15 protein-coding genes and 1 pseudogene are annotated in these 15574 nt (G+C 70.6%); 7 read left to right on the top strand and 9 right to left on the bottom strand.

Translation table 11 applies throughout. From position 1 onward, the window contains the following. Positions 1 to 43 precede the first annotated feature (43 nt). Together ACQEVJ_RS01120 and ACQEVJ_RS01115 are read right to left on the bottom strand one after the other, a co-directional pair. Positions 44 to 817 (bottom strand): FxLYD domain-containing protein, encoded by a 774-nt coding sequence (locus tag ACQEVJ_RS01120; RefSeq protein ID WP_433096209.1) that lies wholly within the window; start codon positions 815 to 817, stop codon positions 44 to 46. A 92-nt stretch (positions 818 to 909) separates the two neighbouring features. Next, a complete protein-coding gene (locus tag ACQEVJ_RS01115; RefSeq protein WP_433096207.1) occupies positions 910 to 2520 on the bottom strand; it encodes an ABC-F family ATP-binding cassette domain-containing protein in 1611 nt (536 codons plus the stop codon). A gap of 190 nt (positions 2521 to 2710) precedes the next feature. Here ACQEVJ_RS01115 and ACQEVJ_RS01110 point away from each other — a divergent pair. The 5 genes and pseudogenes from ACQEVJ_RS01110 to ACQEVJ_RS01090 all read left to right on the top strand — a co-directional run. Beyond that, a pseudogene (locus ACQEVJ_RS01110) lies at positions 2711 to 2929 on the top strand (RNA polymerase sigma factor); the annotation flags it as partial. Positions 2930 to 3092: 163 nt separating this feature from the next. Beyond that, on the top strand, positions 3093 to 3599 hold the full coding sequence (locus ACQEVJ_RS01105) for a hypothetical protein (protein WP_433096205.1): 507 nt from the start codon (positions 3093 to 3095) through the stop codon (positions 3597 to 3599). A gap of 142 nt (positions 3600 to 3741) precedes the next feature. Further along, positions 3742 to 4836, top strand: coding sequence for a phenazine antibiotic biosynthesis protein (locus tag ACQEVJ_RS01100; RefSeq protein ID WP_433096203.1), 1095 nt, complete (start codon positions 3742 to 3744; stop codon positions 4834 to 4836). Beyond that, on the top strand, positions 4836 to 6206 hold the full coding sequence (locus tag ACQEVJ_RS01095) for an aldehyde dehydrogenase family protein (protein ID WP_433096201.1): 1371 nt from the start codon (positions 4836 to 4838) through the stop codon (positions 6204 to 6206). Before ACQEVJ_RS01100 ends, ACQEVJ_RS01095 begins: the two co-directional genes overlap by 1 nt. A gap of 32 nt (positions 6207 to 6238) precedes the next feature. Next, positions 6239 to 7354 (top strand): alpha/beta hydrolase family protein, encoded by a 1116-nt coding sequence (locus ACQEVJ_RS01090; protein WP_433096199.1) that lies wholly within the window; start codon positions 6239 to 6241, stop codon positions 7352 to 7354. A gap of 3 nt (positions 7355 to 7357) precedes the next feature. Here the strand turns inward: ACQEVJ_RS01090 and ACQEVJ_RS01085 are convergent, their stop codons facing one another. Further along, entirely contained in the window at positions 7358 to 8080 is a 723-nt protein-coding gene (locus ACQEVJ_RS01085) for a GNAT family N-acetyltransferase (protein ID WP_433096197.1), read from the bottom strand. Positions 8081 to 8568: 488 nt separating this feature from the next. On the opposite strand from ACQEVJ_RS01085, the gene ACQEVJ_RS01080 reads away from it, so the two are divergent. Together ACQEVJ_RS01080 and ACQEVJ_RS01075 are read left to right on the top strand one after the other, a co-directional pair. After that, the gene (locus tag ACQEVJ_RS01080; RefSeq protein WP_433096195.1) at positions 8569 to 9225 is read left to right on the top strand and encodes a class I SAM-dependent methyltransferase; all 657 of its coding nucleotides are present in this window, start codon (positions 8569 to 8571) and stop codon (positions 9223 to 9225) included. Between the two features lie 255 nt (positions 9226 to 9480). Beyond that, positions 9481 to 10533, top strand: coding sequence for a hypothetical protein (locus ACQEVJ_RS01075; RefSeq protein WP_433096193.1), 1053 nt, complete (start codon positions 9481 to 9483; stop codon positions 10531 to 10533). A gap of 89 nt (positions 10534 to 10622) precedes the next feature. Here the strand turns inward: ACQEVJ_RS01075 and ACQEVJ_RS01070 are convergent, their stop codons facing one another. The 6 genes from ACQEVJ_RS01070 to ACQEVJ_RS01045 all read right to left on the bottom strand — a co-directional run bounded on the left by ACQEVJ_RS01070 (position 10623) and on the right by ACQEVJ_RS01045 (position 15314). Continuing rightward, positions 10623 to 11246 carry a permease-like cell division protein FtsX gene (locus ACQEVJ_RS01070; RefSeq protein WP_433096191.1) on the bottom strand — a complete coding sequence of 208 codons (624 nt, stop codon included), beginning with the start codon at positions 11244 to 11246 and terminating at the stop codon, positions 10623 to 10625. Next, a complete protein-coding gene (locus ACQEVJ_RS01065; protein WP_433096189.1) occupies positions 11243 to 11770 on the bottom strand; it encodes a sigma-70 family RNA polymerase sigma factor in 528 nt (175 codons plus the stop codon). The genes ACQEVJ_RS01070 and ACQEVJ_RS01065 overlap by 4 nt, the downstream gene beginning before the upstream one ends. 96 nt (positions 11771 to 11866) lie before the next feature. Next, positions 11867 to 12253: a nuclear transport factor 2 family protein gene (locus ACQEVJ_RS01060; protein ID WP_433096187.1), complete on the bottom strand. Its 387-nt coding sequence runs from the start codon at positions 12251 to 12253 to the stop codon at positions 11867 to 11869. 108 nt (positions 12254 to 12361) lie between these two features. Further along, positions 12362 to 13915: a DUF7507 domain-containing protein gene (locus tag ACQEVJ_RS01055; RefSeq protein WP_433096185.1), complete on the bottom strand. Its 1554-nt coding sequence runs from the start codon at positions 13913 to 13915 to the stop codon at positions 12362 to 12364. Positions 13916 to 14079: 164 nt separating this feature from the next. Then, on the bottom strand, positions 14080 to 14478 hold the full coding sequence (locus ACQEVJ_RS01050; protein WP_433096183.1) for a hypothetical protein: 399 nt from the start codon (positions 14476 to 14478) through the stop codon (positions 14080 to 14082). Continuing rightward, the gene (locus ACQEVJ_RS01045; RefSeq protein ID WP_433096181.1) at positions 14469 to 15314 is read right to left on the bottom strand and encodes an RDD family protein; all 846 of its coding nucleotides are present in this window, start codon (positions 15312 to 15314) and stop codon (positions 14469 to 14471) included. The genes ACQEVJ_RS01050 and ACQEVJ_RS01045 overlap by 10 nt, the downstream gene beginning before the upstream one ends. Positions 15315 to 15574 lie beyond the last annotated feature (260 nt).

The raw sequence follows: 15574 nt of genomic DNA, 5'->3' as shown, positions 1-15574 counted from the left end.
CTACGGTAGCCCGCCCGCCCTGTCAAGATCGGCAGTGGGCCGCTCACTGGCGCCGGTCGTTGGGCGGCGGATACCCGCGGTCCTTGGCGAACGGCTCCGTCGTCGGCGCGACCGTGTGCAGCGGAACGGCCCCTGCCTGGGCCAGATCCTCGTACGTCTTGGCGGTCGAGCCCCAGGTCGTGGCCTGCACGTCGGTCGCACCGACCGCCCCGCGCACGCCATCGACGGTGATGACGAACCTGCGCTTGGCCCCCGGCCGCACGTCGTCCACGTACGACGTGGCCCCGCCGACGAGCTTGCCCGCGGCGTCACGCAGCAGAGCCGTGACCGCGAGGGCGCCGGCGGGCTTGCGGAACGGGTCGAGCACGTAGCCGGTGACGAGGTAGGACCCGTTCGACAGCTTGTCCGTGCGGACGTCCGAGATCGGGAACTTGAGGAACGCCGACGGGACGCGCGGGATGGACCGCCACGAGGCGGGACGATAGTCGATCTTCACGCGGACCGGCTGGGCGGCGCTCGCGACCTGGCCGCCGAACGCCAGCGGGCGGCCGGGCGGCACCGCGTCCAGCGGCTGTTCCAGGTGGACGACCTCCTTGCCGGCGGCGTCCACGGCCGTGATCACGGCGACGGCGTTCTCCCCGAAATGCCAGCGGTTGGGGTTGCTCAGCACCCCCGCCCAGGTCACCGCGTATCCGGCCCCCGAGCGCACGATCGAGGACACCTGCTCCTTCAGGGCCAGCGGTTGCGGGCCCTCCTGATTGTTTCCCCTCGCGCACGACGCCATCGCCAATGCGGCGAGGGCGAGTGCGACGGTCATGTGGCAACGTCGCGTCACTTAGCCGTCATAACCGCTGAATGGGACGCCGCCCCCGGGACACGCGCGCTCCCGCCGGTATCTTTACCGGCCGTCTATCGCGGGCGGACCACGCGTGTCTCGTCCCAGACCGGCTCGGGCGACTCGTACACCCGCCCGTCTGAGCCGAAGACCAGGTAGCGGTCGAAGTCGGCGGCGAACCAGCGGTCGTGCGTCACCGCCACCACGGTGCCCTCGAAGGCGTCCAGGCCCTGCTGCAGGGCCTCGGCGCTGGCCAGGTCGAGGTTGTCGGTCGGCTCGTCGAGCAGCAGCAGCGTGGCGCCCGACAGTTCGAGCAGCAGGATCTGCAGGCGGGCCTGCTGGCCGCCCGACAGCGTCTCGAACCGCTGCTCGGCGACCCGGCCGGCGAGTTCGTAGCGGGCCAGGGCCTTCATCGCCTCGTTCTTCAGCCGGGCGTGCTCGGTCATGACGATCTCGCAGGGCGTGCGGCTGAGCAGTTCTGGCCGGGCGTGGGTCTGGGCGAAGTGCCCGGGGGCGACCCGCGCGCCGAGTCTGACCGTTCCGGTGTGCCGTACGCCCTCCCCCGCGAGCAACCGCAGGAAGTGCGACTTGCCGGAGCCGTTCGAGCCGAGGACGGCGACCCGCTCGCCGTACCAGACCTCCAGGTCGAAGGGCTTCATGAGGCCGGTCAGCTCCAGGCCCTCACACATCACCGCCCGCTTGCCGGTGCGCCCGCCGCGCAACCGCATGCTGATGACCTGGTCCTTCGGCGCGAGCTCCGGCGGCCCGGCCTCCTCGAACCGGCGCAGCCGGGTCTGCGCCGCGTGGTAGGCCGCGGCCATGCCGTCGTTGTAGGTGGCCTTCTGCCTGAGCATGACCACCAGGCGCTTGAGCTTGACGTGCTCCTCGTCCCAGCGCCTGCGCAGCTCGTCGAGCCGCTCGTTGCGCTCCCGCCGCGCCTCGGCGTACGTCGCGAAGCCGCCGCCGTGGATCCAGACGTTGCCGGACTCGACCGTGACGATCCGGTCGGCGGCGTTGGCGAGCAGCTGGCGGTCGTGGGAGACCAGCAGCACGGTCTTGGGCGTCTCGCGCAGCGCCGTCTCCAGCCACACCTTGCCCGGCACGTCGAGGTAGTTGTCGGGCTCGTCGAGCAGCAACACCTGGTCGGGCCCGCGCAGCAGCGCCTCCAGCACCAGCCTCTTCTGCTCGCCGCCGGACAGCGTGGCGACCTCGCGATACTTCACCCTGTCGTACGGCGCGCCGAGGGCGGCCATCGCGCAGGCGTCCCAGAGCACCTCGATGTCATAGCCCCCGGCGTCGGTGTAGTCGGTGATCGCCTGGGCGTACCGCATCTGGGTCTTCTCGTCGTCCCGCTCCATCATCACGAGCTCGGTGGCGTGCAGCCGCTCGGCCGCCGTCCTGACCCGTTCCGGCGCGACGCTGAGCAGCAGGTCCTGGACCGTACGGCCGTCACGGATGTTGCCGACGAACTGCCGCATCACGCCGAGACCGCCCGAATGGGCCACCGTGCCCTCGACCGGCTGGAGATCGCCCGCGATCATCCGGAGCAGGGTCGTCTTGCCCGCGCCGTTCGGGCCGACCAGGGCCGCCTTGACGCCCTCCCCCACCCGGAACGAGACGTCGTTCAGGAGCATCCTGCCGTCCGGCAGCACATGCGTCAGATGCCCGACCTCGACATGACCCACTTGACGCCCCTTCCGGATTTCCCGGAGAGGCTACCTGCCGCCCACCACACCGGGCACGTCATTTTTCCGCCGTCACGACGGGCCTGCGAACCGGGACATCGCCATCGTGAACCATTCCGGAGGCGGCCGGTAATAACGGGCGACCGTACCCGCCCTCGCGAAAGGCGACTGATGAAGGGGTCCACCGTTCATGCCGGAATCCGCAACGGCCGTTGACGCCGCAGACATGACGCTGATCCAGCGGTCGTTGCGGGAGCCGGAGGTCTTCGCCGTGCTCTTCGACCGGCACGCGCCCTCCCTGCACCGGTACGCCGCCCGGCGCCTGGGGCCGGACGGCGCCGAGGACGTGGTGTCCGAGACGTTCCTCGCCGCGTTCCAGAGCCGGCATCGCTACGACGTCCGGCACGCCGACGCCCGTCCGTGGCTGTACGGCATCGCCTCCAACGTCATCGGCAAGCGCCGCCGCAGCGAGATCACCCTCTATCGGGCGTACGTCCGCAGCGGCGTCCATCCCGCCGACGTGTCCGGCGGCCTGGTGGCGGATCGAGACCCAGGCGGCCAGATACACGGCCGTGCCGGAGCATCTGCGGTTCTGGAGAGCCGTCGGGACCTTCGTCCGCGAGAGCGTCTTCCGTCCCTCTCTCACTGCGGCGCTGTTCCGGATCGCCGCCGGAGTCGACGGGATCACCATGGTGCCGGACGCCGTGGACGCGGCGGGCAGGCACGGCGTCGGGGTCACGATGAAGGAGGACTACACCCAAACCGAGCTCATCTTCGACAAGAGCACCTACCGCTACCTGGGCGAGCGTACGGTGGCGACCCGCGACAGGACGAGATCGTCCACATTCCCGCCCCTGACCGACGCGGAGATCGACCGCATCGTCCGGGACGGGGTGTCCAAAGGCATGGACGCCGAGACGCTGCGCCGGGAACTCGAACGGGACAGGAAGCCGAGGAAGGTGACGACGCGCACGCCGGAGGGAGCGGTGATCGACTCCAGGGCCGTCCTCGGGGTGGACGTGGCGCAGGCCCTGCCCTCTCTCGCACCCCATCCCTCCCACGTCAAGGTGCCCTGCTGACGGTTCGCAATGTGGCCCTGACGTCTGGCCCTGACATCTGGTGCCCGATCCTTTCCACAGTCCCGGAATCTCTTGACCTGGTGGCGAATCACCCGGAAATAGCCTGGCTTTTTAGGGGATTTCCAAGTCAAAGGGACGGGATATGGCAACTGATCCGATCCTCGACTGCCCGCTCGACCAGGTCCCGGAGGGACCGGAGTTCATCGAGGCCGCCATGCGGTGGCACTTCAGCCCCGAGACCGGCTCGCCGTACTGGCTGGAACGGGCGAAGACGCTCGGCTTCGACCCGCGTGAGGACGTGCGCAGCTTCGAGGACCTGCGCCGGTTCCCCAACGTGGCCAACGAGCTTCGCGACGTCCGGGTGGAGGACCTCATCCCCCGGGGGTACGGCCCGGACGCGGACGTGATCGGCGTGTACGAGAGCGGCGGCACGACCGGGCCGCCCAAGCGCGTCGTGCTGCTGCGGGACTGGTTGGACCGGCTGATGCACCGGACCGAGCAGGACCTGCAGGCGAGGGGCTATCCCGAGAGCGGCCACTGGCTGTCGCTCGGGCCGACCGGGCCGCACGTCTTCGGCGAGCTGGTCCGCTGGCAGGCCGCGCGGCGGGGCGGCATCCGGTTCACGGTCGACATGGACCCCCGGTGGGTGAAGAGGTGCATCGCCGAGGGCCGCGCCGACGAGGCCGAGCGCTACGCCGAGCACCTGATCGACCAGAGCACCTACATCCTGGAGACCCAGGACGTGCGGGTCCTGGTGACCACGCCGCCGCTGCTGACCCGGCTGGCCCGCAGGAACGCGCTCGTCGATCTGATCAACTCGAAGATCGCCGCGATCAGCTGGGGCGGCGCGCACATGGACCCCGACACCCGCTACCTGCTCCGCACCGAGGTCTTCCCGAACGTCAAGCTGTACGGCACGTACGGCAGCACGATGATCCTCGGCGGGCTGGCCGAGCGCCTCGCGCCGCCTGAGGAGGACCTCGTCGTCTTCGACACGTTCTCGCCCTACGTCACGTTCTCCGTGGTGGACCAGGACACCGGGGAGGTCGTCAGGTACGGCGACCGCGGCCAGGTGGTGATGCACCACGTCAGCAAGAGCTTCCTGCTGCCCAACAATCTCGAACGCGACCTGGCCACCCGCGTGGCGCCGCCGCCGGGGCAGATGGGCGACTCCGTCGCGGACGTCGGCCCGCTCCCCACCTTCGACAACGAACCGGTCATCGAGGGGGTGTACTGATGGACGAGCTGATCCGGCTCGACGCGCTGGGCGCGGGCGGGCCCTACCACAGCCGCAGCCGGCAGACGATCACGGAGCTGACCGGGACGCCGGTCGCCGAGCTGAGCCTGGTGCCGCGGCTGTTCGTCCAGCGGACGATGTCGGCCCTGCGGGAGGCGCGGACCCTGCCGGCCCACGAGCGGGCGACGGCCCTCGCCCGCGCGGGACGGCTGTTCGCGACCGGGGTGGTGGACGGCATTCCGGCGGAGGAGTACCACCACATCGTCAGCCGCGTCTCGGGGATGCCGATCACGGTGGTCCGCTCGGCGACCTCGGGCATCGGACGGCGCGCCGCCGAGGCGTACCGCACGACCCGGTACGCCCGTCCCGAGGGCGCGGTGGACGACTGGCGCGACCCGCTCACCCGCAACGGCCAGGCGGTCTGGACGCGGCGCGGCGACGTCTTCGCCGTGCACGCCGCGGGCAACCACCCGGGCGTGCACACGCTGTGGCTGGAGGCCCTGGCGCTCGGCTACCGGGTCGCGGTGCGCCCCTCGCGGCGCGAGCCCTTCACCCCGCACCGCCTGATCACGGCGCTGCGGGAGTCGGGGTTCGGCGACGACCACGTGGTGCTCCTGCCGACCGACTACGCGGTGGCCGACGACATCATCCGCGACGCGGACCTCGCCATGGTGTACGGCGGCGAGGAGGTCGTGAACAAGTACGGCAACGACGTCAGGGTGCTGCCGCAGGGCCCGGGACGGTCCAAGATCCTGCTCACCGGGCACGACTGGGAGTCGCACGTCGGCACGATCGTGGAGTCGGTGAGCGCCTTCGGGGGGACGGCCTGCGTGAACACCACCGCCGTCTTCGTGGAGGGCGATCCCGCGCCGGTGGCCGAGGCCGTCGCGGAACGACTCTCGGGGATCCCGAGCCTGCCGCCGGAGGACGACGGCGCGGTGCTGCCCGTCCAGCCGGTCGCGGACGCGCACGCGATCGAGAAGTACCTGCTCGACCACGTGAACGGCGCGACGCCGGTGCTCGGCGGCGACGGCGTGGTGGACGACCTGGGCGACGGCTGCGGGGTGCTGCGGCCGGCCGTCTTCCGGGTGGACCGGCCGGACGCGCCCCAAACGGGCATCGAGCTGTCGTTCCCCTGTGTGTGGTTCGCGCCCTGGAGCCGGGCGGACGACATCGAGCCGCTGCGGAACACGCTCGTGCTAACCGCGATCACGGAGGACGCCGGATTGGTCGACCGCCTGGTGGAGGACCCGTCGATCAGGAACGTCTACCTGGGGGACACCCCCACGTACATGATGCCGCCGTGGGTTCCGCACGACGCCTACCTCGGCGAGTTCCTCATGCGCACGAAAGGCGTCATCCGCACTTAACCAATTGAAAAAGGCCCAGTAGATTCTGGGCCATGCGCTGGAGGACACGATGGCGGCGCCGCCTGCTGTGGACGCTCGCCGTCGTCGTGGTGCTCGCGGTGGCCGCCGTCGGCGGGGCGGGCTGGTACTACTCCGGCCTGGTGATCGATCCCGTCCACACCTCCGGCTATCCCCTGCAGGTGACGGCCGTCAGCGGCGACCAGGTCACGATCAAGGGCGCCGCCGACACGGCCGCCCCCGGCACGTACGGCCTGACCTGGGCGGACGGCAACGCACTGGTGGGACAGGTGATCGCGACCGGGGCCGGCACGGTGACCAGGAAGGTCACCGAGGTCGTCCACGGCGAGTTGCGTCCCGGGGTGCGCGCCTACCTCGACCGCTGGATGTGGGGCCACGCGACCCCGGCCGCCGCCGGCGTGCCGTACACGGACGTGAAGGTCCCCTCTCCGCTCGGCGACTTCCCCGGCTGGCGGACCGAGGGCACCTCGACGACCTGGGTGATCGCCGTGCACGGCCGCAACGGCGGCCCTGCGGAGGCCCTGCGCGTGCTGCCGGTTTTCCACAACCTGGGGATGCCGGTGCTGGGCATCACCTACCGCAACGACGAGGACGCCCCGGCGAGCCCGGACGGCAAGTTCCACCTCGGCGCCACCGAGTGGCAGGACGTGGCGGCGGCCATCACGTACGCGAGACGGCAGGGCGCGACCGGGATCGTCCTGTACGGCTGGTCGATGGGCGGGGGCATCGTGCCGATGGCCGTACGCAACCTGCCCGGCGAGCCGATCAAGGCCATGATCCTCGACAGCCCGGTCATCGACTGGCGGGCGCCGATCGCCCTCGGGGCCGAGCAGATGGGTGTGCCCGGCTTCCTCGTGTCGGTGGGCGAATGGGTCATCCGGCGGCGCACCGGCGTGTCGTTCGACGACGTCGACCACCTGCGGCACGCCCGCGAGTTCAGGGTCCCCACGCTGGTCTTCGTGGACGACGGCGACGCGACCGTGCCGATCGGCCCGGCGCTGCGGTTCGCCGAGGCCCGCCCCGACATCGTCAGGCTCGTGCGGACGAGCGGAGGCGGGCACACGGGCTCCTGGAACGCCGACCCCGGGCGTTACGAGCGGGAGTTGAAGGAGTTCGTCTCGTCCCTGTGACTGTCAGCCCGGAACGACCACGGTCATCGAGCTGCCCACCAGGGTGAACCCGAGCCGTTCGTATACCCGTCTGGCCGGGTTGCCCTCGGACACGACCAGCCCCAGCCGCTCCCATCCGTCGGCCACCGCCCTGTCCCGTACGGCGGCCAGCATGCGCGTGCCGAGGCCGGAGGGCGTGCGGGCGGGGTGGCGGAAGACCTCGACCACCCAGGGCCTGCCGTGGAAGAGAGTGACCACCACGCCGCCGGCCACCACGCCGTCCCGGTCCACGGCGAGCAGGCTGCAGGGCAGGATCTCGCCGGTCACCTGTCCCTTCAGCAGCGGGGTGAGGACGTCGCCCAGCGCGGCGGCGTCGTCCACGCTCCGGTGGTCCGGGTGGCCGGGCGGATAGGCCGCCCGCCACGCCGCGAACACCTCCTCCGCCGAGCGGTCGCAGGGAACGAACCGGTAACCGTCGGGGGCGCCGGTCTCGGCCGGCGGCGCCGTACGCGGCTCACAGGTCATCTCGTGGGCGTGCCGCATCACCCGGGCGCCGCGCGCCACGAGCGCCTCGCCCAGGTCCACCGGCCCCGCCACCGCCCAGCCCGGCAGCTTCGCCATGATCGCGTCGATCGCGCCCGGGCCCACGACCTCGATCAGGTCGGCGCACGGCAGTCCGTACCGCTCGTCCTCGACATAACTGACGGCCGGGACGCCGTCCGCCCCGGCCAGAATCACTCGTTCCACAGGAGGGAGGCTCCCCGAGCACGGCGGAGGCGGGCAACACCTTTTCCCCCGCATGTCCTGAAGGACCGTCTTCCTCCGCGGTCGAGCGCCGGGCTCCGGAGATCGACTCGGAAAAAGATGGCGTGGCCCGGGAACAACGAGTGCGGACACGTGGTTGGATGAAGCGTGGCCGGTGTGCAGGTGTCCCCGGGCCTCACCTAATTTGCCTTCGCGGATTACCGTTCGGCTGGAGCCGCGTTGTGCCTTTCGCCGAGAGGCGACCCGGCACCGGCACCACACGTGCGGGACCCCGGCAGGAGATCCTCCTGCCGGGGTCCTGGCGTCTCTCCTGGGTTTCTCGGTTCTCGTGGGTCTCTCAGGTCTCTCAGGTCTCCTGGGCCTCTCGGTGGTGAACCGTTCACCCCCGGCAGACCGCCTGACCCCTGTGGATATCACCCGTCTTACCCTTTGCATCCACTTTTGTCGGCGACGGGTGACAAGATGCGTCCGTGCCCGATCTGGATCCCCAGTCGATCGCCTCCTACTGGGACGCGGAGGCAGACACCTTCGACGACGAAGCCGACCACGGGCTTCACGACCTCCGGGTCCGCGCGGCCTGGGCGAGACGCCTGCGGTCCTGGATGCCGCGGCCTCCCGCCGACGTCCTCGACCTGGGCTGCGGCACCGGCTCGCTGACGCTGCTGCTGGCCGAGCAGGGACACCGGCCGGTCGGTGTGGACCTGTCCCCCAGGATGGCCGAGGCGGCCCGGCGCAAGCTCGCCGCCGCGGGCTTCACCGCGCCCGTCCTCACCGGCGACGCGAGCGGCCCGCCGGCCGCCGCCGGAACCTCCTTCGACGTCGTCCTGGCCCGGCACCTGCTGTGGACCCTGCCCGCACCGGAACGCGCGTTGCGCACCTGGATAAGCCTGCTGCGCCCGCACGGCCGGCTGATCCTCATCGAGGGCAACTGGCGGGCCTCCGGGGACGGCCCGCCATACGTGCCGGGCGCCCGCTCCCTGCCCTGGCTCGGCGGGGTGAGCGCCGACCCCCTCGTCGAGGTGCTGCGGCCGTACGCCGCGAGCGTGCGGGTGGAGCCGCTGACCGATCCCGTGCTGTGGGGCAAGCCCGTTCACGACGAGCGATACGCCGTCATCGCGCACCGCTGAGCCTGCGCATTTCCCGGAAAACACGCAATGCCGAATTTGTAAACGTCTCGGCAATGATTCGAAGCACATTGTCCCCGGAATGCGGAGGCAAAACGGAGCCCGGTCATCCACGCCTTCATTGGCAGGCACGCCCATCGGTATACATGAAATGCGACACCGAACGGCCCGGGAGGGGTCAACTCGCCTGGACGGGCTCCGGCGGCGTGTGCCAACGATTGAGATACACCCGATCGCTGATCGGAGAGGAGTATCTCTATGCACGGCACTCGATTCTCATTACTGCTGGGTCCGGCAGTCCTGTCCGCCGTCACGCTTTGGCCGGCCATCGCATCGGCCTCCACCGCCGCCCACCCGACCGGCCTCGCCGCCGCGCTCAGCGCGCCGCGGGCCGAGGAGCCGGGCACCAGCCTCGGCGAACAGTCGGAGGAGGCGGCTCAGGAGAGCGGTCGCGCGTACGAGGAGGAGAGCGGGTACGCGCCGGAGAGCGCCCAGGAGAGTTCATCGAGCGAGGAGTCGAGCGGATCGAGCGAGGAGTCGGGCGGCCAGTCCGGGAGCAACCTCGCCTACCACCACTCACGGCCCTCGCTGAGCGAGTCGTCGCTCCTTCGCGAGCGCTCGTCGTACAGCCGTCCGATCAGCTACACGCGGACGATCACCTACCAGCGCCCGGTCACGCAGACGCGTATGGTGACCGAGAGCCGTCCGGTCACGTTCACTCGGCAGGTCACCTTCCAGCGCCCGGTCACCGAGACGCGTACGGTCACCCGGATGCGTCCGGTCACCGAAACGCGCGAGGTGTCCTACCAGCGCCCCGTGTCCTACACGCGCATGGTCACCGAGAGCCGGCCGGTCACCCACGAGGTGACCTTCCAGCGCCCGGTCACCCAGACGCGGTACGTCACCGAGTCGCGTCCGGTGACGCGGTACGTCACCTACAAGCGTCCCGTGGTGAGCTACGTCACCGAGAGCCGGCCGGTCACCCACCGGGAGACCTTCCAGCGCCCGGTCACAGAGACGCGGTACGTCACCGAGAGCCGGCCGGTCACCCGCCAGGAGACCTTCCAGCGCCCGGTCACAGAGACGCGCTTCGTCACGGAAAGCCGTCCGGTCAGCTACACCCGGATGGTGCCGGAGTCTCACGAGGTGAAGTCCACGCACTTCGTCTCGGAGAGCCGTCCGGTCAGCTACACGCGCATGATGACCTACCAGCGCCCGGTCACCCAGACGCGGTACGTCACCGAGTCACAGCAGGTCACCAGCTACAGCCGGCCCATGATGCGGTCCTCCAGCGAGGACTGCGACCCGTGAGTCGGCGGGAAGCGAGGTCCTGACATCCAGTAGGGCCATGAGGGGCACGGGCGTTCCCGCCCGTGCCCCTTCCGCGTGTCCAGGCGCGCTCAACGTCCCCTGCCCCGGAAGTCGCACTGCCCGGAGATCTGAGCCGACCGGGCGAACTCGTCTCTCGAGCACGTCTCGTCGACCACGGTGGACACTCCAGGCAGGTCCTTCACCGCCCTGACCACGGCCAGGGGATCGGCGCCGGGAGCGACTTTGATGCGGAAGGACTCCGACATGTCCTCGGCCCTGACCCCCTCCAGCAGCCTCGGGTCCTTCTCCGATCTGCGGAAGTTCTCGAACGCCGTCCGCTGGTCCTCGAACACGATGGTCTGCACGTCACGGCGGACCCGGAGAGCCCGCTCGATGTTCTCCTTCTCCTTGGCGGTGGCCGCGCCGCCCTTGCAGCCCTCGAAGGGTGAGGAGTCCGTACAGAGGAAGGCCGAGACGTCCACCCAGCCGGACGAGGCCGCCGCGACGCCGACCCCCCGGGGGTCCGGAGACGGCTCCGCGAGCCGTGCAACGCCCACGATCGTGCCGGCCACCGCGAGGGCCGCGGCGGCGATCGCGAGGCTGCGCGGCCGGGTGTGACGTGGCGCGGGCAGCGCGTGGTCGAGGCCGTCGTCCGGCACCGTACGCGCGCGGGCCGCCATGGCGTCACGGAGCCGATCCTCGATGGTGCTCATGCGTCCTCTCCCAGTTCGCGAAGGAGTCTGGCCAAGGCCCTTGCGGTCGTGGATCTGACGGTGCTCTGCCCCACCCCCATGACCAGGGCGATCTCGGAGTCCGTCAGGTCGAGGTAGTAACGCAGCACCAGCGCCTCCCGCTGCCGCCGGGGCAGCCGGGCCAGCGCCAGCAGCACCTGCCTGCGGGACTCGCCGATGAGGACGGCGGTCTCCGCCGAGTCGGCGAGGTCGGTGACCCGCTGCGTCCGGCGCAGCATGACCGCACGGCGGCGCAGCACCGACCGCGACCCGTTGAGCACACAGGTCCGCAGATAGGCGAGCGTCAGCTCCGGGGGCCGCCGTCGGCCGTGCAGCCGGGCGAAGACGTCCTGCACCACGTCCTCCGCCGTCTCCAGGTCGCCGACGAGCAGCACCGCGAGCCGCACCAGGCCGACCCGGTGCGCGCGGTACAGGCCCGCCAGATCGGCCTCCGGAGGCGGCGCGGGCGGCGCGAGCGCCGTCAGCCGTAGGGATTCACGATCCATGCAGTGTGAACGCGCACCCCCGCCGATCCGCTGCTCGCGTGTTTCCGGCCCGATACGCGTGAAGGCCCCTCCGGGGTGTCCGGAAGGGCCTTGTGATCACGCCTCGCCAGCGTGGGCGGCCAGGACGCGCCAGCCGTACTCGTCGGTGTGCACCCATGTGCGTGTGTAGCGCAGCCGACCGGCGAACGGCTCACCCGCGAAGGCGCCTTCGAGGGTGCCGAGGAAGCACGTGACTCCGGTCGTCCCCGAGACGACGGCGGTGAGGTCCTCCTCGGCCACCTTCGTCATCACCTGCGTACGCGAGCGGTGGTTGTGGAGATCGAGCTGCTTGGCCTCCGTGTGCAGCCGGCCGTCCGGCGGTCCCGTGAAGACGAGCCGCTCGTCGAGCAGCCGATCGAGCTCCTCCACGTCACCGGCGAGCTGCGCGTTCTGCAGCCGCCGCTCGGCCTCGTACAGCTCGTCCAGAAGGGTGCGGCCTGCCATGGGAATCCTCTCCGTCGCGGCGCGTCTTCTGCGGCGCAACGGTAGTCCCGGCGGCCGCCGCCCTGCCGTGGCGCGGGTCACGGCAGGGCGGCTCCCGGTTTCAGCGGGTCACTTCCCGGTGCCCTGCTTGCTCCCGGGCGTGCAGTACGGGCAGAACGGCTCGCGCTGGACGCAGACCTTGACCGCGTCGCTGTCGTTGGCCGGGTCGAGGTCGAGCTCCTTGCCGCCGACGGTGGCGGTGTTGACCGTCTCTCCGACCGCGGTGGCCTTCGCGCGGACGATCAGTGTGGCCGTCGCGCCGCTGGCCAGCGTTCCCACGGTCCACGTTCCACCGGCGTACGTGCCGGTCGAGGGCGTGGCGGACAGGAAGGCCAGGTTGGCCGGCAGGGCGTCCTTGACGGCGACGCCGGTGGCGTCGTTGGGCCCGGCGTTGGCGACCGTGACGCGGTAGATGACGGTCTCGCCCACGGTGACCTCGGTCTTGTCCGCGGACTTGACCACGCTCAGGTCGACGGCCGGGTTGACCTCGGTGACGGCGTCACCGCTGGTGGAGGTCAGCGGCTCGGGCTCGGGGCCGAGCCGGTTCTCGTAGGCGACCGAGCCGCTGTTGACGACCTGCTTGCCCGCGACCGACCTGCCGACCTTGACTCGGAACTCCACGGTGGTGCCGTCCGGCAGGGTGGTGTCGTTGGCCAGCCGGCCCCCTGCCGTGCCCGTGGCGCCGTCTCCCAGCCTGAAGGAGATCGCACCGGTGGCGGCGTCGAACTCGGCCTGGTCGTCACCGGCCTGGTCGGTCATGGCGCCGCTGTTGGGGCCGCCCACGACGCGGAGCGAGCCGGGCACGTACGTGGTCCCGGCCGGGACCTTGTCGGTGAGCCTGACGTTCTGCGCCACGTCGCCGCCCTTGTTGACGGCGGTCAGCCGGTAGGTGATCTCGGCGCCGACGTTCACCGGCCCCTGCGGGCTGGCGGACTTGGTGAGGACGACGCACGGCGGGGTGCCGAAGAAGACGTCGTCGAGGAAGTTGCCGACCGACGCGTTGCCTCCGGCAGCGGAAATGGAGCGGAAGGCGAACCTGGTCGTCGTCTGGCCGGCGGGCACGGTGTAGGTGCCGTAATAGGTGCCCCACTTCCCGTTGCCGTCGGACATCGTCCCCTGCTGGGCCGGGCCCGAGGGGGCGCCGATGTCCAGCGCCATCTGGTCGGTGCCGAGACGCCCGCGGTGGGACAGCCGCCAGTACAGCTTCTGGCCCGGAGTGGTCGGACGGTCCTGGTAGAGGGTCGAGACCTGGTTGGCGTTCAGCTCCGCGAACTGCGCGCCCTCGAGCGCCGGAACGTTCATCCGGGGGCTCCAGACCTCGATCATGTGATCGGTGGCGGTCGTCCGCCAGCCCGGCACCGCGTTCGGGTTGTTCTGCGAGGCGTCGGGGAACGCAGCCCACGTCCCGGCGACGACGGGCTTCTCGAAACCGCCGTTGACCAGCGCCACCTGCTCAGGACACGATGCGGGATTCGGCGCCGCCGCCCGCTGCGCCGCCGTGGCCGCGACCTCGGTGCGGGCGGGCGCGGCGTCGGCCGGGACCGCTCCGGACAGCGCCAGGGGGACAACCACCGCCACCAGGGCGGCGACGGGGTAACACATCCCGCGGATGTGCCTCATCATGAAGGTCCTCTCGTCGTGGCGATTCACCAGGCCGCACGACCGGCGCTGGCACCGCAGGGAAGACTCGTGCGACGGGGAGGACAGGTGCGGGATGACACGTGCGGCCGTGCCAACAGTTGGCCGGATCTTGTTCTCTCCCGACTCTGCGCAGGGAAGATCTGGATCTATGTCCAGGCGCCCCGCGGCCAGAACTGGACCAGGAACTGCTCCCGTGGATCCGCCCCGTCATCCGCCCGCGTGTACACCCGGACGTTCCACAGCCGCTCCGGCTCGCCGAGGAGCAGGAACCCGTCCTGCACGTCCGTGTACAGCTCCGCCGCGCAGATCTCTCCGGTCTCCGAGCGGAAGACGCAGGTGACGACGTCCGCCCACGCCTCGCGCTGATCCCCCGGCTCGTCGTCCCACACTTCGAGCGTGAGGCTCACGAGGTCGTCCTCGGCCGAACGCCTGAGGCCGCCGCGATCGGACGGGTCGCAGGGGTCCCAGGAGAACGACACATCGACGATGAAGAACGTCCCGTCGTGGACGTCCACCTCGCAGTCGCTACGGGAGATCAGGGGCACGAGGACCGCCTCTGGTGTGACGGGTGACGTACGACCGCCGCGCCCAGCAGCCGGTCGTGCAGGACCTGCCCGTCGGCGTCCAAGAACGCCCACAGCCCGCAGGCGAGCAGGAGCACCAGCCCGATGCCGGGAACGAAGGCGAGGAAGGGGAAGGCCAGCGTGCGGAGGGCCGTCGCGCCCGCTCCCAGCCGTTCACCCGTCCGCGTGTCGACGACGCGTACGCGCAGCAGCCGCTTGCCGAGCGTCCGCCCCCACAAGGTGTGCTGCGCCCAGAAATAGAGGAGCAACGTGGACAGGGCGAGCAGCTCTTCTGACTTCACGCTGCCGTCGAGCACATCGTCGAGCCGTCCCAGCACCCCCTGGCCGAACCAGGAGAACCAGACGCCCGCATCGATCAGAGACCAGGCCGGTTCCACGACGACGCGGAGAGCAGCGACGACGACCAGGTAGTCGATCAGAGCCGCCACCAGGCGACGCCATGTCGTCCCGGTCCCAGCGGCAACCGGTTCTTCCCGGGTCGCCGTCCGCGACGCGACGTACACCAGTGCCGCCGCCAGCAGGAGGCACACCTGGTTCGACCCCCAACCGCTGAGCACCGCACGGAACCAGTCGGCGCTGAGCAGTGGGATCGTCTCCAGGCAGCCCCCCGGCTCGCTGTACATCGGGACGAGGGGCTCGACGACGGCGGTCACGACGAGGAGCCCGGCCACCCGCCGGCCGACGACCTCTCGGCCTGTGTCACGTACGTACGCCAGAAGTCCCAGGAGCACGGCCAGAGCGGGAACCGCCCAGCCCTCAGCGGTCTCCACCACCCTCGACAGGTCGTCGCGCAGCACGGAAAGCGGCCATTCGTCGCCGCCCAGGACACCTACGCACCCCTGAATCTCGAAGGATCCTTCGCCGTTCCCCAGTTCCCACCGCTCCCGCCACACTTCCCAACTCGGAACGGCGGCCAGGGCTACCGCGGCCAACCAGGCCGGAACGGCGTATGACGACAACCGGCTCCCCCGCGGCACGATGACCCTTTCGTCCGACTGGGCGGAACCTTACCGATCACTCGTCACCCGCGAAATTGGGCGGACTCGCCTGCTGCTGC

Source organism: Microbispora sp. CA-102843 (assembly GCF_050936215.1).
GTDB lineage: Bacteria > Actinomycetota > Actinomycetes > Streptosporangiales > Streptosporangiaceae > Microbispora.
Note: the sequence above shows the minus strand (reverse complement) of the source record. Positions and strands in the feature narration are given on the sequence as shown.

Coding starts and splice junctions, on each gene's coding strand:
- ACQEVJ_RS01070 (WP_433096191.1), bottom strand. CDS start 11,246: ATGAGCACCATCGAGGATCGGCTCCGTGACGCCATGGCGGCCCGCGCG.
- ACQEVJ_RS01065 (WP_433096189.1), bottom strand. CDS start 11,770: ATGGATCGTGAATCCCTACGGCTGACGGCGCTCGCGCCGCCCGCGCCG.
- ACQEVJ_RS01095 (WP_433096201.1), top strand. CDS start 4,836: ATGGACGAGCTGATCCGGCTCGACGCGCTGGGCGCGGGCGGGCCCTAC.
- ACQEVJ_RS01075 (WP_433096193.1), top strand. CDS start 9,481: ATGCACGGCACTCGATTCTCATTACTGCTGGGTCCGGCAGTCCTGTCC.
- ACQEVJ_RS01120 (WP_433096209.1), bottom strand. CDS start 817: ATGACCGTCGCACTCGCCCTCGCCGCATTGGCGATGGCGTCGTGCGCG.
- ACQEVJ_RS01055 (WP_433096185.1), bottom strand. CDS start 13,915: ATGATGAGGCACATCCGCGGGATGTGTTACCCCGTCGCCGCCCTGGTG.
- ACQEVJ_RS01100 (WP_433096203.1), top strand. CDS start 3,742: ATGGCAACTGATCCGATCCTCGACTGCCCGCTCGACCAGGTCCCGGAG.
- ACQEVJ_RS01090 (WP_433096199.1), top strand. CDS start 6,239: ATGCGCTGGAGGACACGATGGCGGCGCCGCCTGCTGTGGACGCTCGCC.
- ACQEVJ_RS01060 (WP_433096187.1), bottom strand. CDS start 12,253: ATGGCAGGCCGCACCCTTCTGGACGAGCTGTACGAGGCCGAGCGGCGG.